The organism is Cellulomonas palmilytica (assembly GCF_021590045.1).
Taxonomy (GTDB): Bacteria; Actinomycetota; Actinomycetes; order Actinomycetales; family Cellulomonadaceae; genus Cellulomonas; species Cellulomonas palmilytica.
Map to the genome: position 1 here is coordinate 2,786,064 of NZ_CP062221.1, position 18,516 is coordinate 2,804,579.

The 18,516-nt window shown below is 74.7% G+C and carries 16 protein-coding genes; 11 read left to right on the forward strand and 5 right to left on the reverse strand.

Going from position 1 to position 18,516, the window contains the following annotated elements; genetic code table 11:
• Positions 1 to 39 precede the first annotated feature (39 nt).
• Positions 40 to 549 carry a YbaB/EbfC family nucleoid-associated protein gene (locus F1D97_RS12575; protein ID WP_236120830.1) on the reverse strand — a complete coding sequence of 170 codons (510 nt, stop codon included), beginning with the start codon at positions 547 to 549 and terminating at the stop codon, positions 40 to 42.
• Between the two features lie 182 nt (positions 550 to 731).
• Here F1D97_RS12575 and F1D97_RS12580 point away from each other — a divergent pair, with 182 nt between their 5' ends.
• The 6 genes from F1D97_RS12580 (at position 732) to F1D97_RS12605 (ending at position 7,617) form a co-directional block, all read left to right on the forward strand.
• A complete protein-coding gene (locus F1D97_RS12580) occupies positions 732 to 1,316 on the forward strand; it encodes a DUF3000 domain-containing protein (RefSeq protein WP_236120831.1) in 585 nt (194 codons plus the stop codon).
• A 91-nt stretch (positions 1,317 to 1,407) separates the two neighbouring features.
• Positions 1,408 to 1,911 carry a helix-turn-helix transcriptional regulator gene (locus F1D97_RS12585; protein WP_236120832.1) on the forward strand — a complete coding sequence of 168 codons (504 nt, stop codon included), beginning with the start codon at positions 1,408 to 1,410 and terminating at the stop codon, positions 1,909 to 1,911.
• A 67-nt stretch (positions 1,912 to 1,978) separates the two neighbouring features.
• Entirely contained in the window at positions 1,979 to 3,292 is a 1,314-nt protein-coding gene (locus F1D97_RS12590; protein WP_236120833.1) for an HRDC domain-containing protein, read from the forward strand.
• A 169-nt stretch (positions 3,293 to 3,461) separates the two neighbouring features.
• Complete coding sequence (locus F1D97_RS12595; RefSeq protein WP_236120834.1) at positions 3,462 to 4,697, forward strand: thiolase family protein; 1,236 nt, start codon at positions 3,462 to 3,464, stop codon at positions 4,695 to 4,697.
• Positions 4,694 to 6,826, forward strand: coding sequence for a 3-hydroxyacyl-CoA dehydrogenase NAD-binding domain-containing protein (locus F1D97_RS12600; RefSeq protein ID WP_236120835.1), 2,133 nt, complete (start codon positions 4,694 to 4,696; stop codon positions 6,824 to 6,826). Before F1D97_RS12595 ends, F1D97_RS12600 begins: the two co-directional genes overlap by 4 nt.
• 122 nt (positions 6,827 to 6,948) lie before the next feature.
• On the forward strand, positions 6,949 to 7,617 hold the full coding sequence (locus F1D97_RS12605) for a maleylpyruvate isomerase N-terminal domain-containing protein (RefSeq protein ID WP_236120836.1): 669 nt from the start codon (positions 6,949 to 6,951) through the stop codon (positions 7,615 to 7,617).
• A 4-nt stretch (positions 7,618 to 7,621) separates the two neighbouring features.
• Here F1D97_RS12605 and pflA read toward each other — a convergent pair whose 3' ends face one another.
• The 4 genes from pflA to F1D97_RS12625 form a co-directional block, all read right to left on the reverse strand.
• The gene (gene pflA, locus F1D97_RS12610) at positions 7,622 to 8,515 is read right to left on the reverse strand and encodes a pyruvate formate-lyase-activating protein (RefSeq protein WP_236120837.1); all 894 of its coding nucleotides are present in this window, start codon (positions 8,513 to 8,515) and stop codon (positions 7,622 to 7,624) included.
• A 93-nt stretch (positions 8,516 to 8,608) separates the two neighbouring features.
• Positions 8,609 to 10,882, reverse strand: a complete 2,274-nt coding sequence (gene pflB / locus F1D97_RS12615) for a formate C-acetyltransferase (protein WP_236120838.1) — start codon at positions 10,880 to 10,882, stop codon at positions 8,609 to 8,611.
• A 167-nt stretch (positions 10,883 to 11,049) separates the two neighbouring features.
• Positions 11,050 to 12,939, reverse strand: a complete 1,890-nt coding sequence (gene dxs, locus F1D97_RS12620; protein ID WP_236120839.1) for a 1-deoxy-D-xylulose-5-phosphate synthase — start codon at positions 12,937 to 12,939, stop codon at positions 11,050 to 11,052.
• Between the two features lie 81 nt (positions 12,940 to 13,020).
• Positions 13,021 to 13,608, reverse strand: a complete 588-nt coding sequence (locus tag F1D97_RS12625; protein WP_236120840.1) for a DUF4126 domain-containing protein — start codon at positions 13,606 to 13,608, stop codon at positions 13,021 to 13,023.
• Between the two features lie 60 nt (positions 13,609 to 13,668).
• Here F1D97_RS12625 and F1D97_RS12630 point away from each other — a divergent pair, with 60 nt between their 5' ends.
• From F1D97_RS12630 to F1D97_RS12650, 5 genes are all read left to right on the forward strand, one after another.
• Positions 13,669 to 14,493: an alpha/beta fold hydrolase gene (locus F1D97_RS12630; protein WP_236120841.1), complete on the forward strand. Its 825-nt coding sequence runs from the start codon at positions 13,669 to 13,671 to the stop codon at positions 14,491 to 14,493.
• Between the two features lie 76 nt (positions 14,494 to 14,569).
• Positions 14,570 to 16,024, forward strand: a complete 1,455-nt coding sequence (locus F1D97_RS12635; protein WP_236120842.1) for a GuaB1 family IMP dehydrogenase-related protein — start codon at positions 14,570 to 14,572, stop codon at positions 16,022 to 16,024.
• 5 nt (positions 16,025 to 16,029) lie between these two features.
• Positions 16,030 to 16,722: a type 1 glutamine amidotransferase gene (locus tag F1D97_RS12640; RefSeq protein WP_236120843.1), complete on the forward strand. Its 693-nt coding sequence runs from the start codon at positions 16,030 to 16,032 to the stop codon at positions 16,720 to 16,722.
• Positions 16,719 to 17,447: an NUDIX hydrolase gene (locus F1D97_RS12645; protein WP_236120844.1), complete on the forward strand. Its 729-nt coding sequence runs from the start codon at positions 16,719 to 16,721 to the stop codon at positions 17,445 to 17,447. The genes F1D97_RS12640 and F1D97_RS12645 overlap by 4 nt, the downstream gene beginning before the upstream one ends.
• Entirely contained in the window at positions 17,444 to 18,385 is a 942-nt protein-coding gene (locus F1D97_RS12650; protein WP_236120845.1) for an aminoglycoside phosphotransferase family protein, read from the forward strand. Before F1D97_RS12645 ends, F1D97_RS12650 begins: the two co-directional genes overlap by 4 nt.
• The last annotated feature ends 131 nt before the right edge of the window (positions 18,386 to 18,516 follow it).

The window sequence follows — 18,516 nt, forward strand, 5'->3', positions numbered from 1 at the left end:
CGCTCCGCCGGGACGATCAGGGGTCAAGATGTCTCACCGTCACACCGCCGCACGTGTGAGGTCCTCGCGCATCGCGGCGAGCAGCGCGGACCCCGCGCCGAGCCGGTTCTCGACGAGTGCGAGCGCCGACGCGTCGACCCGCTGGGCGGCCGCACGAGCCGTGTCCTCGACCAGCCGCGCGAGCGTCGCGGCGGGCAGCGACGTCGCCCGGTCGGCGAGCGCGAGGCGCACGAGGCGCCCGCGCGCGTCGACCTCGACGCGCACCTCGCCGCGCGTCGAGCGTGCCGACGCGGTGAGCCCTGCGAGCTCGTCGCGCAGCGCCTCGGCCGCCGCGGCGCGACGCGCGGCGTCCTGCACCTGCTGCGCGATCCGCTCGGTCGCGCCCTCGTGCCACGCGCGCCCCGCGGCGGCCGTGGCCCCCGGCTCCGTCGCAGCACCGGGTGCCGCGTGCGCACCCGCCGGCGGCTGCGCCACCGGCCGCGCCGCCCGACGGCCCTGCGGCACGAAGCCGCCGCTCGTCGTCCCCGTGCGTGGTCCGTCCCCGCTCATCGCCAGTCCCCCTGTCGCTCGTCACCCACGTCCACGCGGGCCGCGTGCCCGCAGTGAGACCCGCCGTCCCGGCCGGGTAGACGGACGCTAGCCGGGTCGCGGCGAGGCGCGTGCGCGTCCTCCACAGGCACTCGGCGCGCCCTGCACGCCCGCAGGGGTGGTGTTGCCTACGCTCGGCAACCATGACCCCCGCCGGCCCCGACGACGTGCCAGTCGAGTTCGTCCAGGCCCTGCGCTCGCTGCGCGCCGTCACCGTCCGTCCCGAGGTGCTCCTCGACGAGGTGCCCGGCCCCGCGCGCATCGCGCCGTACTCCGCCGCGCTCACGGCCGAGGTCCGCACCGCCCGCCGGTCCGTCGCGGCCGCCGAGCTCGCGTCGGGCCGGTTCGTCGTGCTGTACGACCCCGCGGGGCAGGAGGCGTGGGACGGGCGGTTCCGCCTCGTGACGCTCGTGCGCGCGACGCTCGAGACGGAGGTCGGCGCGGACCCGCTGCTCGCGGAGGTCGCGTGGACGTGGTTCCTCGACGCGCTCGCGAGCGTCGGGCTCGAGGCGCACGCGGCGGGCGGCACGGTCACGCGCGTGCTGTCGCAGAGCTTCGGCGCGCTCGAGGTGCGCGCCGAGCAGACCGAGCTGGAGATCCGCGCGTCGTGGACGGCCGCGGACGAGGACCTGCGCGACCACCTGCGCGCGTGGGAGACGCTGCTGTGCACCGCGGCGGGCCTGCCCCCGCTGCCCGAGGGCGTCGTGCCGCTCGGCCCGCGTCACTGACGCGCTCCTCACCCGCACGCCACGTCACCGGAGTGACGGATTCGTCCGAGCGGGGCTCAAGTCCCCGGACCGGGGTGCCGATCAGCACGTCGTGAGCATCGAGCCGCTGCGCCGCGCACCCGTCGCCCGTCCTGCTGCCTCGGCGGCCCAGGTCGCGACGCGCCCCGCCGCGGCGCACCACATGTGCGTCGTCGTGACGGAGCTCGCCGACGGCGACGGGAGCACGCTGGTCCAGAACCTGCGCCGCCGCGGGACCCAGCGCGTGGTCGTGCTGACCCGACGCGCGAGCCGCCAGGAGCTGGGCGTCCTGCTCGCCGGTGGTGTGCGTGGCGCCGTCGCGGGCGCCACGGCCCCCTCGCTGCAGCGCACGCCGGCCGCTCCCCCGCCCGCGCCCACGCTGCCTGAGCTCACGAGCCGCGAGCTGAGCGTGCTCAAGCTCGTCGCGCAGGGTCGCAGCAACCGCCTCATCGGCGAGGAGCTGGGGCTGTCGGCGCTGACGGTCAAGAGCCACCTCGCGCGGATCTCCCGCAAGTTCGGCACGGGTGACCGTGCGCACCTCGTCGCGATGTCGTTCCGTGGCGGACTCCTCGACTGAGGCTGTCGTCCCACGACTTGCGGCGCGCTTCGCCGTGCAGCCCAGCCACGTCGCCTACGGTGGGAGCATGCGACCTGAGGACGACGAGCGCGCGCCCGCCGGCACCGCTGCCGTCGACTCCTCGGCGACGGGCGGTGCCGACGACGAGGGCGTGGCGGACGTGAGCGCGCCGACCGTCGAGGTCGTCGCCCTGACGGAGCCCGCCGAGGGCGTCCCTCCGGTGGTCGACACCCCCGAGGCGCTCGCCGCGGTGGTCGAGGCGTTCGGCGCGGCGACCGGACCCGTGGCGGTCGACGCCGAGCGCGCGTCGGGGTACCGCTACGGGCAGCGCACGTACCTCGTGCAGCTGCGGCGCGAGGGCGCCGGGACGGCGCTCATCGACCCGATCGCGCTGCCGGACCTGTCGGCCCTGTCGGACGCTCTCGTCGGCGTCGAGTGGGTGCTGCACGCGGCGTCGCAGGACCTGCCGGGGCTCGCGGAGCAGGGCATGCACCCGTCGCGCGTGTTCGACACGGAGCTCGCCGCACGGCTGCTCGGGATGGAGCGCGTGGGGCTCGCGGCGGTCGTCGCGGACACGCTCGGCCTGGGGCTCGCCAAGGAGCACTCGGCCGTGGACTGGTCGACCCGCCCGCTGCCCGTGGAGTGGCTGCGGTACGCGGCGCTCGACGTCGAGGTGCTGGTCGAGGTGCGCGAGGTGCTCGCCGAGCGGCTCGCGGTGAGCGGCAAGGCCGAGTGGGCCGCGCAGGAGTTCGAGGCGGTGCGCACCGCGCCCGCGCCCGCGCCGCGCGTCGAGCCGTGGCGCCGCGTGTCGGGCCTGCACGCGGTGCGGGACGCGCGTCGTCTCGCGGTCGTGCGCGAGCTGTGGGAGACGCGCGACAAGAACGCGCGCCAGCGTGACCTGTCCCCCGGCCGCGTGCTGCCGGACGCGGCGATCGTGGCGGCCGCGCAGGCCCTGCCGCGCGGGGTCCCGGCGCTGACCGCGCTGCCCGCGTTCTCGGGCAAGGGCACGCGGCGGCGCGCGCCGCTGTGGCAGTCCGCGATCGACCGCGCGCTCGCGCTCCCCGACTCGGAGCTCCCGTCGGTGCGTGGCCCGAAGAGCGACGCACCGCCCCCGCCGCGCGCGTGGGCGGACCGCGACCCCGCGGCCGCGGCGCGCCTGGCCGTCGCACGCGACGTCGTCGCGGGCCTGTCGGAGCGGCACTCGGTGCCGGTCGAGAACCTCCTGCAGCCGGACCTGCTGCGCCGGCTGTGCTGGTCGCCGCCGGCCTCGCTCGACGCGGCGTCGGTCGCCGAGCACCTCGCGGCGGGCGGTGCGCGCGCGTGGCAGGTCGAGCTCGTCGCGGACCCGTTCGCGGCCGCGTTCGCCACGCTCGGGGCCTGAGCGCAGATCCCCCGGCGGGAACCCACCCGACGCCGGGCGGCGGATGTTACTCTCGGGTAACTTCGGCCCCCTGGGTCGAAGGTCCCGGCGTCCTCGCAGGTCCCGGGGCACCAGCAGCGCTTCCCGGTCGTTGACCATCCCGGACACCGTCGTCCCTCAGGAGGCCCCGATGCCCGCCGCCCCCGCTGTCCGTCGCACCGTGTTCGTCGACGGGGTCCGCACCCCGTTCGGCCGCGCACGTCCCGACGGCCTCTACGCCCACACGCGCGCCGACGACCTCGCGGTCAAGACCGTCCGCGAGCTCCTGCGCCGCCACCCCCAGCTCCCGCCCGAGCGGGTCGACGAGGTCGCCATCGCCGCGACCACGCAGGCCGGCGACCAGGGCCTGACGCTCGGCCGCACCGTCGGCGTGCTCGCGGGTCTGCCGCGCTCCGTGCCCGGCTACGCGATCGACCGCATGTGCGCCGGCGCCATGACGGCCGTGACGAACCTCGCGGGCCAGATCGGCGTCGGCGCGGCCGACGTCGCGCTCGCCGGCGGCGTCGAGCACATGGGCCGGCACCCCATGGGCTTCGACGCCGACCCGAACCCCCGCTTCATGTCCGAGCGGCTCGTCGCGGCCGACGCCCTCAACATGGGTGTGACCGCGGAGAACCTGCACGACCGCGACGCGGGGCTCACGCGCGAGCGGGCCGACGCCTACGGCGTCGCGAGCCAGCGCAAGTACGCCGAGGCGCTCGCCGCGGGCCAGATCGACCCGGACCTCGTCCCGGTCGCCACGCGCGACCCGGAGCACGGCTGGGGCCTCGCGACCGCCGACGAGCCGCCCCGCCCGGGCACCACGGTCGAGGCGATCGGCGCGCTGCCGACGCCGTTCCGGCCGGGCGGCCGCGTCACCGCGGGCACGTCCGCTCCGCTGACCGACGGCGCGACCGCGTGCCTGCTGGCCGCCGAGGACACCGCGGCCGAGCTCGGCCTGCCGGTCCGCATGCGGCTCGTCTCGTTCGCGTACGCGGGCGTCGAGCCCGAGATCATGGGCGTCGGGCCCGTGCCCGCGACGCGCCGCGCGCTCGCCCGCGCCGGGCTGACGATCGACGACATCGGCTTGTTCGAGATCAACGAGGCGTTCGCGGTGCAGGTGCTCGCGTTCCTCGACGCGTTCGGGATCGCCGACGACGACCCGCGCGTCAACCCGTACGGCGGCGCGATCGCCGTGGGCCACCCGCTCGCCTCGTCGGGCGTGCGCCTCATGACGCAGCTCGCGCGGCAGTTCGCCGAGCGCCCCGAGGTCCGCTACGGCCTCACGACGATGTGCGTCGGTCTCGGCCAGGGCGGCACCGTCATCTGGGAGAACCCGCACCACCCCGACTACGAGCCGACGACCACCGAGGAGGTCGCCCCGTGAGCGCCGAGCCCACCACCAGCACGCAGCGTGCCGAGCGCGTCGCGCACGCCCTGGCACGCGACGTCCGCCTCCCGGACGGCGCGGGCACGCTCGTCCTCGTCACGATCGACAACGGCCTGGACCACACCAAGCCGACGACGTTCGGCCCGCTCGGCATCGCCGAGCTCACCGCGACGCTGACGACCGTGCGCGAGCGCGTCCGCGCCGGCGAGGTCCAGGCGGTCGCGGTCACGGGCAAGCCGTACTACCTCGCCGCGGGCGCCGACCTCACGCAGGTCGCGGGCGTCACGACGCGCGAGGAGGCGCTCCGGCTCGGCCGCGGAGGCCACGCCGCGTACGGGCTGCTGCAGGACATGGGCGTCCCGACGTTCGCGTTCGTCAACGGCGTCGCGCTGGGCGGCGGGTTCGAGCTCGCGCTCAACTGCGACTACCGCACGGCCGCCGCGGACGTCCGGGCGCTCGCGCTGCCCGAGACGAGCCTGGGCCTGGTGCCCGGCTGGGGCGGCGCGTACCTGGTCCCGCGTCTCGTCGGCGTGCAGGACGCGCTCGACGTGATCCTCGCGCGCCCCGCGGCGAACAAGCCGTACACGGCGCAGCAGGCGCAGCAGATCGGGCTCGTCGACGTCGTGCTCGACACCGCCGACTTCCTCGAGGAGTCGGTGCGGTGGGCGGCACGCGTGCTCAGCGGCGAGGTCGTCGTGCCGCGCCGCGAGCTGGACGACGAGGCGACCTGGCGCGCGGTGACCGACGCGGCCCGTGCGCGGCTCGACGCGACGATCCACGGGTCGCGTCCCGCGCCCTACCGCGCGCTCGACCTCGTCGCGCACGCCCGCGACCGCTCGCGCGAGGAGGCGTTCACGGCGGAGGACGAGGCGCTCGCCGACCTCATCCTGTCCGACGAGATGCGCGCGTCCGTCTACGCGTTCGGGCTCGTCTCGGGCGGCAAGCGACCCGTCGGCGCGCCCGACAGGTCGCTCGCGCGGCCCGTCACGCGCGTCGGGATCGTCGGCGCCGGGCTCATGGCCGCGCAGATCGCGCTGCTGTTCGCGCAGCGCCTCGGCGTGCCGGTCGTCATGCGCGACCTCGACGACGAGCGCGTGGCCAAGGGGCTCGACGCGGTGCGCGCGGGAGTCGAGCGGCTGACCTCGTCGGGCCGCCTGTCCGACGCGGCAGCCTCGCGCCTGCTCGGCTCGGTGCACGGCACCACGGACCTCGCGGACCTCGCGGGGTGCGACCTCGTGATCGAGGCCGTGACCGAGGTGCTCTCGCTCAAGAAGCGTGTGTTCGCCGAGGTCGAGCAGGTGGTCTCGCCCGACGCGGTGCTCGCGACGAACACCTCCGCGCTGTCGATCACGCAGATGGCCGCGGACCTGGAGCACCCCGAGCGCGTGGTCGGGCTGCACTTCTTCAACCCGGTCGCGGCGATGCCGCTCGTGGAGGTCATCCAGGCCGAGCGCACGTCGCCCGAGGCGCTGGCGACGGGCTTCGCGGTCGCGAGCACGCTCCGCAAGACCGCGGTGCTCGTCGCGGACCATCCCGGCTTCGTCGTCAACCGTCTGCTCGTCCTGCTGCTCGGCGTGATCGTCGACGCGGTCGAGAAGGGCACGCCGGTCGAGGTCGCGGACCGCGCGCTGCGACCGCTGGGCCTGCCGATGCCGCCGTTCGAGCTGTTCGACCTCGTCGGGCCGGCGGTGGGCCTGCACGTGCTGACGTCGCTGCGCGAGGACCTGGGCGATCGGTTCCCGCGCTCTCCCGGGCTCGAGAAGCTCGTCGCCGACGGCACGAAGGTCGTGCTCCCGGCCGCCGCCAAGGGCCTGCCGAAGCCCGTCGACCCGGCGATCCAGGCGACGTTCGACGCCGCACGCGAGGGCGAGCCGCTCGCCGAGCCCCTGGACGAGGCGGGCGTGCTCGACTCGGTGCTCACCGCCCTCACGGTCGAGGTCGGCCACATGCTCGACGAGGGCGTGGTCGCCACCCCGCAGCAGATCGACCTGTGCATGATCCTGGGCGCGGGCTGGGGCTTCCACCTGGGCGGCCTGACGCCGTACCTGGACCGCACGGGCTACAGCGAGCGGGTACTCGGGCGCCGCCTGCTGCCGGACGGCGTGGCGAACGTCCCCACGGCCTGACCGGCGCGACCACCAGCAGGACCACCAGCAGGACCACGGAGGGCGGTCGCACCCGATGGTGCGACCGCCCTCGCGTGCGTGGTCCCGTCCGGCGGCCCGCCGGACGTGACAAGGTTGTCCTCATGTGGCCCGATCTGACCTTCGTCGGCTCCCTCGACCCCCGCGCCGTCGTCGGCGCGTCGCGGCTGCTCGCCGGGCTGGTCGCCTGGCCCGAGATCACGACGCGATGGCACGAGGAGTCCGCGTGCGCCGGGATGAGCGTGGGGGCGCTCACCTGGCACCTCGTGAACCAGCCCCAGCGGATCGTCGAGACGCTCGCCGCGCACGACCCCCGCGACTCCCGGCTGAGCGAGCCGGTCCCCGTCTCGACGCACTACGCGAACGCCGTGTGGATCCGCGAGGACCTCGACGGCCCGTCGAACGTCGGCGTGCGCGAGCGCGGCGAGGAGCAGGCGGCGGCGGGCCCCCAGGCGGCGGCAGCCGCGGCCGCGGAGGCGGCGTCCCGGCTCGACACGGCGCTCCTGACCGCGCCGCCGGTCGTCGTCGTGCCCTGGACGGGCGCCGCGATGGCCGTCGAGGACTTCGTCGCGACCCGCCTCCTCGAGATCGTCGTGCACTCCGACGACCTCGCGGCGAGCCTGTCGGTCCCGACGCCCCGGTTCGCGCCCGAGGCCCTGTCCCCCGTGCTCACCCTGCTGACGGACCTCGCGCTGCGCCGGCACGGGCAGGACGCGCTCGTGCGGACCCTGAGCCGCCCGCAGCGCGCGCCGGAGGAGATCAGCGCGTTCTGAGGTCCTAGAAGACCTGCAGGCCCCGGGCCCGGAACTGGCCGCGCACGCGCTCCACGACCTCGGGGCTGGGCGGCTGCGTGTCCTCGAGCTCGTACCGCATGCCGAGCTCGGCCCACTTGTCGCGGCCCATCTGGTGGAACGGCAGGACCTCGACGCGCGTCACGCACTCGCCGAGCGACGCGACGTGCTCCGCGACCTTCTCGACGTTCTCGACGTCGTCCGTCAGCCCCGGCACGAGCACGAAGCGGATCCAGACCTCGGTGTCGCCGCGGGCGGCGAGGCGCCGGCCGAACTGCAGCGTCGGCTCCAGCTCACGCCCCGTGACGCGCTTGTACGTCTCGGGATCGCCGGACTTCACGTCCAGCAGGACGAGGTCGAGGTCGTCGAGCATCTCGTCGGTGCAGTGCGCACCCAGGTAGCCGGACGTGTCGATCGCGGTGTGCACGTCCATCGCCTTGGCGCCACGCAGCAGGCGCCGCACGAACGCGGGCTGCATCAGCGGCTCGCCGCCGGAGATCGTCAGGCCACCGTGTGTCGCGCGCATGACGCCGCGGTACCGGCTCACCCGCGCGAGCAGCTCGTCGGACGTGACGTCCGTGCCGCGTCGCATCTCCATGGTGTCGGGGTTGTGGCAGTACAGGCAGCGCAGCGGGCACCCCGACAGGAAGACCGTCATGCGCGTCCCGGGCCCGTCCACCGCGGTGACGAGCTCCCAGGAGTGCACCGAGCCGACGTCGCCGGCCCGCACCGCGGCGAGCCGCGCGGAGCGGTCCTCGCTCTCGGCGTGCTCGAGGCCCTCGGTGCCCGCGCCCTGCACGCGTCCGTGGGCGCCGCCGACGAGCGGCATGCCCAGCGGGACGACCGGGGCCCCGACCTGCGGGTCGGTCACCGTGCTCATCGTCGTCTCCAGGGGCTCGGCAGGGATGGGGGGTGGGTCCCCGGGGCGGGTCCGTGTGTCAGCGGGCCGGACCCGCCCCGGGGGCGTCGTGCGTCAGACCGCGCCGTGGAACGTGCGCGACAGGACGTCGAGCTGCTGCTCGCGCGTCAGCCGGACGAAGTTCACCGCGTAGCCGCTCACGCGGATGGTGAGCTGCGGGTAGTTCTCCGGGTGCTCCATCGCGTCGAGGAGCGTCTCACGGTTCAGCACGTTGACGTTCATGTGGTAGCCGTGCGACATCGTGTACGCGTCCAGGAGGCCGACGAGGTTGGCCACCTGCTCGTCCCGCGTGCGGCCCAGGCCCGAGGGCACGACCGACGACGTGAGCGAGATGCCGTCCTGCGCCTGCGAGTACGGCAGCTTCGCGACCGACAGCGCCGAGGCGAGCATGCCGTGCGTGTCACGCCCGTTCATCGGGTTCGCACCCGGCGCGAACGGCTCGCCGTGGCGCCGGCCGTCGGGGGTCGAGCCCGTGGCCTTGCCGTACACGACGTTCGACGTGATCGTCAGCACGGACTGCGTGTGCAGCGCGCCGCGGTACGTCGGGTTCTTGCGGATCTTCTCCATGAACGTCTCGACGAGCTGCACCGCGATGGCGTCCGCGCGGTCGTCGTCGTTGCCGTACGTCGGGAAGTCGCCCTCCACCTGGTACTCGGTGACGAGGCCGTCCGCCGTGCGCAGCGCGCGCACCTTGGCGTACTTGATGGCCGACAGCGAGTCCGCCACGACCGACAGGCCGGCGATGCCGCAGGCCATGGTGCGCAGGATCTCGCGGTCGTGCAGCGCCATCTCGATGCGCTCGTACGCGTACTTGTCGTGCATGTAGTGCACGCAGTTCAGCGCGTCGACGTAGGTCTGGGCGAGCCAGTCCATCATCACGTCGAACTTCGCCGCGACCTCGTCGTAGTCGAGGAACTCGCCCTCGACCGGGGCCGAGACGGGCGCGATCTGCTTGCCGGAGACCTCGTCACGACCACCGTTGATCGCGTACAGCAGGGCCTTGGCGAGGTTCACGCGGGCGCCGAAGAACTGCATCTGCTTGCCGACCCGCATCGGGGACACGCAGCACGCGATCGCGGCGTCGTCGCCCCAGTCGGCGCGGATGAGCTCGTCGGACTCGTACTGCACGGCCGAGGTGTCGATCGAGACCTGCGCGCAGTACTTCTTGAAGCCCTCGGGCAGCGCGTCGCTCCAGAACACCGTCATGTTCGGCTCGGGCGCGGGACCCAGGTTGTACAGGGTCTGCAGGAACCGGAACGAGTTCTTCGTGACGAGCGTGCGGCCGTCCTCGCCCATGCCACCGATGGACTCGGTGACCCACGTCGGGTCGCCGGAGAACAGGTTGTCGTACTCGGGCGTGCGCAGGAACCGGACGATGCGCAGCTTGATGACGAAGTCGTCGATGATCTCCTGCGCCTGCTCCTCGGTGATGGTGCCCGCGGCCAGGTCGCGCTCGAGGAAGATGTCCAGGAACGTCGAGGTGCGGCCCAGCGACATCGCGGCGCCGTTCTGCTCCTTCACCGCGGCGAGGTAGCCGAAGTACAGCCACTGCACGGCCTCGCGGCCGGTCGTCGCCGGACCGGAGATGTCGTAGCCGTAGGACGCGGCCATCTGCTTGAGCTCGCCGAGCGCGCGGATCTGCTCCGCGAGCTCCTCACGGGCCCGGATGACGTCCTCGACGGAGCGCTCCATGTCGAGCGCGGCCTTCTCGAGCTTCTTCGCGTCGATCAGCGCGTCCACGCCGTACAGCGCCACGCGGCGGTAGTCGCCGATGATCCGGCCGCGGCCGTAGGCGTCCGGCAGGCCCGTGATGATGTGCGACGAGCGCGCGGCGCGCACGGCCGGCGGGTACACGTCGAAGACGCCGTCGTTGTGCGTCTTGCGGTACTTGGTGAAGATGTCGACGATCTCCTGCGGCGCCTCGTAGCCGTACGTCTGCAGCGAGGTCTGGACCATGCGCCAGCCGCCGTTCGGCATGATCGCGCGCTTGAGCGGCGCGTCGGTCTGCAGGCCGACGATGACCTCGTCGTCCTGGGCGATGTACCCGGGGGCGTGCGACGTGATGGTCGAGGGCGTGCTCGCGTCGACGTCGTAGACGCCCTTCTCACGCTCGGCCGGGAACATCTGCGAGAGCTTCGCCCAGATGCCCGTGGTGCGCTCCGTGGGGCCCGCCAGGAACGACGCGTCACCCTCGTAGGGCGTGTAGTTGCGCTGGATGAAGTCGCGCACGTCGATGTGGTCGACCCAAGGTCCGGTGACGAACCCCGCCCAGGCAGCAGGCGTCGTCGCCTCGAGGTTGTCGGTGCCGGGTACGGCAGTGGTGGACATCTTCGCTCCTCGTGGAATCGGTCCGGTACGACGAACCTACGGAGCAAATGATGGGATGTCTCGGGACCCTGGTCCCGACACCGCTGTGCCCCGGGTCACACCCGGGGTCCCGCCGCAGGTCGGACCGCTCGGCGCGGGGCTCCGAGAGCCTCGCGCGGACGGGGTCCTCAGCGGCGCGACAGGGCCGTCAGGACGTCGCGCGTGATGTCGCCCGGCGTCAGCCGCAACGCCGTGACGAGCTGGTCCCGCGACGCGTGCGGCAGGAACTCGCGCGGCACCCCGAACGACTGCACGGGCACGACGATGCCCTGCTCGAGCGCCCGCTGCGCGACGTGCGCGCCGACTCCCCCGTCGACCAGCCCGTCCTCGACCGTGACCACGTGGTCGTGCTCGCCCACGAGCTTGGTGAGCGCCGCCGGGACCGGCAGGACCCAGCGCGGGTCGACGACCGTGACGTGCACGCCGTGCGCCGCGAGCTGCTCGGCCACCTCGAGCCCGGTGCCGACCATCGAGCCCACGCCGACGACGAGCACGCGCCGCGCACCCTCGTCGGCCGCCTCGTGCCGCGCCAGCACGTCGAGGCCGTCGAGGTCCTCGATCGCGGGGATCTCCGCGACCAGCGCGCTCTTGGGGTAGCGGACCACGGTCGGCGAGTCGTCGACGTCCACGGCCTCGCGCAGCGCGGTGCGCAGCGTCTTCTCGTCGCGCGGTGCCGCGAGCCGCAGACCGGGCACGATCGCGAGCATCGCCATGTCCCACATGCCGTTGTGGCTCGCGCCGTCGTCGCCCGTGATGCCCGCGCGGTCGAGCACGAACGTGACGCCCGCGCGGTGCAGCGCGACGTCCATGAGCACCTGGTCGAACGCACGGTTGAGGAACGTCGCGTACACCGCGACCACCGGGTGCAGGCCGCCGAACGCGAGGCCCGCGGCCGACGTCGCGGCGTGCTGCTCCGCGATGCCCACGTCGAACACCCGGTCCGGGAACTCCGCCGCGAACGGCGCGAGCCCCACGGGCTGCAGCATCGCCGCGGTGACCGCGACGACGTCCGGCCGGCGCCGCCCGATGCGGACGATCTCGTCGGCGAACACGCTCGTCCAGCCGAACCGCGACGGCGCGACCGGCAGACCCGTCTCGGGGTGGATCACGCCGACCGCGTGGAACCGGTCCGCGACGTCCTGCTCGGCGGGCGTGTAGCCACGGCCCTTCTCCGTGATGACGTGCACGATCACCGGACCGCCGAACGCCTGCGCGCGGCGCAGCGCGCGCTCGACCGCCTGCTCGTCGTGACCGTCGACCGGACCGATGTACTTCAGGCCCAGGTCCTCGAACATGCCCTGCGGCGCGACGACGTCCTTGATGCCCTTCTTCAGGCCGTGCAGCGCGTCGTACGCGAGGCGCCCGGGCGGGCCCGAGCGCGTGAGCGTGCGCTTGCCCCAGGACAGGACGTTCTCGTAGCCCTGCGTCGTGCGCAGCGCGTCGAGGTGCATCGCGAGGCCGCCGATCGTGGGCGCGTAGGAGCGGCCGTTGTCGTTGACCACGACGACCAGCCGGCGGTCCTGCGCCGCGGCGATGTTGTTCAGCGCCTCCCAGGCCATGCCGCCCGTGAGGGCGCCGTCGCCGATCAGCGCGACGACGTGCCGGTCGGAACGGCCCTGCAGCTCGTTCGCCTTCGCAAGACCGTCCGCCCAGCTCAGCGCCGTCGACGCGTGCGAGTTCTCGACGACGTCGTGCTCGGACTCCGCGCGGCTCGGGTACCCCGACAGGCCCTCGCGACGCCGCAGCGCGCCGAAGTCCTGGCGCCCGGTGAGCAGCTTGTGCACGTAGGACTGGTGGCCCGTGTCGAACACGAACGTGTCCCGCGGCGAGGTGAACACGCGGTGCAGCGCGATCGTCAGCTCGACGACCCCCAGGTTCGGTCCCAGGTGGCCGCCCGTGCGCGCGACCTGGTCGACCAGGAACGTCCGGATCTCCTGCGCGAGCGCGTCGAGCTGGCCGGGGCGCAGGGCCTTGACGTCCGCCGGCGTGCGGATCGACGACAGCAGCGATCGTGCCACGCGCTCCTTGCCTCCCTCGTCCTGGTGTGCCCGCCCGCTCGCCCGTGACCGGTGGGGCGCGGCGACGGCGGACGTCCCACTCTAGGCCGGGTCGGGGCCGCGCGTCGCGGCACGCCGTCGTCGTCGGAGCATGACGAAGGCGACGACGAGCGCCACCAGCAGGACCAGGACGAGGAGCGGGACGAACACCGCGGCCAGGCTCAGGCCCACGGACGTGCCGTCCTCCACGGTCGACACGACCGGCGCTCCGGCGCCCAGCGTCGCCGCGTTGACCACGGGCCGCACGGTCGCCTTGCCCGCGTGCACGAGTCCCGCGACGAGCACGCCCGCGACGAACGGCACCCACGCGTGGCGCTCGACCCAGTCCGACTGCTCGAGGTCGGCGGCGGCCGAGGTCGCGGCGAACACCACGCCGCCCGACAGCGGCCGGATGGCGGTCTGCACGGCGTCGTTGACCGTGTCGACGACCGGCACCTTGTCGAGCACGACGTCCGCGACGAGCAGCACCGTGCCGATCCCGATGGCCCACCACGACTCCATCCACGTCAGCGAGTCGGGCAGCGTCACGACGTCCGTGAGGCGCGCCAGGAGCGCGACCACGAGGAACGGGATGTAGGCGTTGAGCCCCGCGGCCGTGGCCAGGCCGATCCCGGTGAGCGCGACGAGCATGACCGGACCCTAGCGAGCCGCGGTCCGCGGGGCGCGCGTGTGGGCACGCATACTCGGGCCGTGGCCACGACCTCCCGCACGATCACCCTGCCCGACGGTCGCACGCTGCGCGCGCACGCGGACGACGCCTCGCCCGACGCGCCCGTGGTCGTCTGGCACCACGGCACGCCGCAGTCCGGCGCGCTGCTCGAGCCGGTGCTCGCCGCGGCGCGGCCGCGCGGGCTGCGCGTCGTGTCGTACGGGCGGCCGTCGTACGGCGGCTCGACGCCCGCCCCCGGGCGCGACGTGGCGTCCGCGGCGTGGGACGTCGCCGCCGTGCTGGACGCCTTCGAGGTCCCGCGCGCGGCGTCCGTCGGCGCGTCCGGCGGCGGGCCGCACGCGCTCGCGTGCGCGGCACTGCTGCCCGAGCGCACGGCCGCGGTCGTCAGCATCGCCGGGCTCGCGCCGTTCGACGACGGCTTCGACTGGGCCGCCGGCATGGCGTCGGACGTGGCGCTGCGAGCCGCGGTGTCCGGGCGCGAGGCCCGCGACGGCGTCGAGGACGGCAGCATCGCAGGCTTCGTCGACGCCGACTGGCAGGTGCTGGAGGGCGCGTGGGGCGCGCTCGGCGCCGACGCGGGTCCCGCGGGCGAGGCCTGGCCCGACGGCGCGGTGGACGACGACGTCGCGTACGCCTCGCCGTGGGGCTTCTCGCCCGCCGACGTGCGCGCACCGGTGCTGCTCGTGCACGGCGGGCGCGACGGCGTGGTCCCCGCGACCCACAGTCGGCGCCTGCTCGCTCTGCTCCCCGACGCCCAGCTGTGGGAGCGCCCGCACGACGGGCACGTCTCGGTGCTGCGCGCGCTGCCGGTCGCGTTCGACTGGCTGGTCGACGTGCTCGGCTGACGGGCTCCGACGGCCGGCCGACGACCAGCCCGCGGGGAGCCTGCCGGGTAGCATGCATCGGAAAGGGGAACCCCTCATGCGCTTCCTGCCCGGCCACTCGGCCACCTCCGACCTGACCTACGGCGACGTGTTCCTCGTCCCGACGAGGTCCGAGGTCACCTCGCGCTTCGACGTCGACCTCGCCACGACCGACGGCACCGGCACGACGATCCCGGTCGTCGTCGCCAACATGACCGCCGTCGCGGGCCGCCGCATGGCCGAGACGGTCGCGCGCCGCGGCGGCATGGCCGTGATCCCCCAGGACATCCCCGTCGACGTGGTCGAGGACGTCGTGCGCTCGGTCAAGGCCGCGCACCCCGTCGTCGAGAGCGCGGTCGTCGTGTCCCCGCACGACACGGTGCACACCGCGCTCACGCTCATCGGCAAGCGGTCGCACGGCGCCGCGGTCGTCGTGGCGGACGGTCGCCCGCTCGGCGTCGTGACCGAGGCCGACTGCCAGGGCGTCGACCGCTTCACGCAGGTCGAGGACGTCATGACGGCGCACCCCACGACGGTCGACCTCGACGTCGTCGAGGCGGGCGGCGTGCACGGGCTCGAGGCCGCGTTCGAGAAGCTGCACTCGAGCCGCCGCAAGTTCTCCCCGGTCGTGCGCGACGGGCTGCTCGTCGGCGTGCTCACGCAGGTCGGTGCGCTGCGCTCGTCGATCTACCGCCCGGCGCTCGACGACTCCGGCCGGCTGCGCATCGCGGCGGCGGTCGGCATCAACGGCGACGTCAAGGCCAAGGCCGCGGCCCTGCTCGAGGCCGGGATCGACACGATCGTGGTCGACACCGCGCACGGCCACCAGCGCAAGATGCTCGACGCGCTCGCCGCGGTGCGCGCGCTCGACCCGCAGGTGCCGGTCGTCGCGGGCAACGTCGTCACCGCGGAGGGCACGCGAGACCTCGTCGAGGCGGGCGCCGACATCGTCAAGGTCGGCGTCGGCCCGGGTGCGATGTGCACGACCCGCATGATGACGGCCGTCGGTCGGCCGCAGTTCTCGGCCGTGCTCGAGTGCGCCGCGGAGGCGCGCCGGCTCGGTGCGCACGTGTGGGCGGACGGCGGCGTGCGCCACCCGCGCGACGTCGCGCTCGCGCTCGCCGCGGGGGCGTCGCAGGTGATGATCGGCTCGTGGTTCGCCGGGACGCACGAGTCCCCCGGCGACCTGCACGAGGACAGCGCGGGCCGGCTCTACAAGGAGTCGTTCGGCATGGCGTCCGCGCGCGCCGTCGCGGCACGCACACGCGGCGGCTCGGCGTTCGAGCGCGCACGCAAGGCCCTGTACGAGGAGGGCATCTCGTCGTCCCGGATGTACCTCGACGCGCGACGACCCGGCGTCGAGGACCTGATCGACCACATCACGTCCGGGGTGCGTTCCGCGGCGACCTACGTGGGCGCCGCGACGCTCGAGGAGCTGCACGAGCGCGCCGCGGTCGGCATCCAGTCGGCCGCCGGGTACGAGGAGGGTCGCCCCCTCCCGGACGGGTGGTGACAGGCGTGCGCCCCGTCCTCGTCCTCACGCACGTCCCCTACGAGGGTCCGGGCATGATCGCGCCCGGTCTCGACGCACCGGTGCGCGTGCGCACGGTCGTCGGCACCGCGGACCCGGTCCTGCCGGGCCTCGAGGAGATCTCGGGGCTCGTCGTCATGGGCGGTCCCATGGACGCCGACGACGACCGCGGCCACCCCGGTCTCCCCGCCGAGCGCGCCCTGCTCGCGGCGGCCGTCGAGGCCGACGTCCCGGTGCTCGGCGTGTGCCTCGGCGCGCAGCTGCTCGGCATGGCACTGGGCGCGCGGCTGCTGCGGCGGCACGGCACGGAGATCGGCTTCGCCCCCGTCGACGTGCACCACGACGACCTCGTGCTCGGGCCGCTCGGCTCGCGCCCGACGGTGCTGCACTGGCACTCCGACGCGGTCGACCTCCCGCCGGGTGCGACGCTGCTCGCGTCGTCCGACGCGACGCCCGTGCAGGCGTTCCGCGCCGGGAGCGCGCTCGGGGTCCAGTTCCACGTCGAGGTCGACGCGTCGATGCTCGACCTGTGGCTCGGCACCCCCGGGCTCGTCGGCGGCCTGGAGGACGACGAGATCGCGCAGATCCGCACGGACGGCGCGCGCGTGCTGCCGACGCTCGTGCCCGCCGCGCACAAGGTCGTCCAGCTCTTCGCCGAGCAGATGCGGACGCGCGGGTGAGCGGCCCGCCCGGCGGCCCCCTGAGCCCTGCGGACGCGCGGGACGAGCTCGTGGCGCTCGTGCACCGCGGCGTGCGCTGGCCCGTCGACGCGGCGCGCGCCCTGCGCGACCCGGCCCGCGCGCGGCGGGCGGCCGTCCTCGTGCTGTTCGGCGTGCTCGACCACCTGCCCGCCCACGCCCCGGGCGTGCCTCGCGTCCCGGCGGACCTCGACGTGCTGCTGCAACGCCGCTCCGCGACGATCGGGCACCACCCGGGACAGGTCGCGTTCCCGGGCGGCGGTGTCGACCTGCAGGACGCGGGCCCGCGTGAGGCCGCGGTGCGCGAGGCGGTCGAGGAGACCGGGCTCGACCCGGCGGGCGTCGAGGTGCTGGGCTCGCTCGCCGACGTGCCGCTGCCGGTGAGCGACAACCTGGTGACGCCGGTCGTCGCGTGGTGGGCGCGCCCGTCGCAGGTCGCGGCCGTCGACCACCGCGAGGCGGTCGAGGTGTTCCGCACGCCGGTGGCCGAGCTGCTCGACCCCGCGCGACGCGGCGTCGTGGAGCACGCCGGGGTGCGCGGCCGCCTGCGGACGCCCGCGTTCGTCGTGGGGGACGGCGTGCTGGTCTGGGGGTTCACGGCGCTCGTGCTGGACGGGATCCTCGACGCGCTGGGGTGGACCGTGCCGTGGGACCGCCGGCGCGCGTTCGAGACGCGCCGGTTCGAGCCGCGCGGGTCGGGGTCGTGAGCGGCCCGCACCACCCGCTGATCGAGGTCGAGGTGAGCGCCGCGCTCGCGCGCGACCTGCTCGCGGAGCAGCACCCGGACCTCGCGCGCCTGCCCCTGCACGGGCGCGTGCACGGCTGGGACAACATCACGTGGCGGCTCGGCGACACGCTCGCGGTGCGGTTCCCGGTCCGTGAGGTGAGCGCGCCGCTCGTCGTGAACGAGCACCGCTGGCTGCCGGCGCTCGCCGCGCGTGTCCCCGTACCCGTCCCGGCACCGGTGCGCACGGGGCGCCCGTCGGGGCTCTACCCCTGGCGGTGGACCGTCGTCCCGTGGTTCGCGGGCACGGTCGTCGCCGCGACCGACGTCTCCGGCCGCACCACGTGGGCGCGCGAGCTCGCGCAGGCCCTGGCCGCCGTGCACGAGCCCGCACCGGCCGACGCGCCGGTCAACCCGTACCGCGGAGTCCCGCTGGCGGCTCGCGCCGAGGTCGTCGAGAAGCGGCTCGCCGACGCGCCCGGGATCCCGCACCGTGCCGCGCTGCTCGACGCGTGGCGCGACGGCCTCGCCGCGCCCGCGTGGGACCGTCCGCCCGTCTGGGTGCACGGCGACCCGCACCCGGGCAACCTGCTCAGCGACGGTGACCGTCTCGCGGCGCTCCTCGACTTCGGTGACCTCGGGCACGGCGACCCCGCGAGCGACCTCGCGACCGCGTGGCTCACGTTCGACGCCGCGGGCCGTGCGGCCTTCGTCGCCCGCACCGCCACGTTGCAGGGGTGGGACGACGCGACGTGGCGACGCGCGCGTGCGTGGGCGGCCGCTCTCGTGCCGGTCTTCCTCGCCCATCCCGAGGACTACCCGCTCATGGCGGACGTCGGTCGGCACGCCGCCGCGCAGCTCGCCGACGAGGCCCCAGGGCCGGTCGCGGCACCGGTCGCAGGGCCGTTCGCAGCGACCTGACCAGCGCCTCCGGGCCGTATACACGTCCACATGTGACCCGACGCACATGGACCGTTGGTCCCAGGTCGACGCGTCTTCGGGGGTGAACGATCAGTTCAGCGAGCCGGACCGGTTCGCCGGAGCCACAAGCT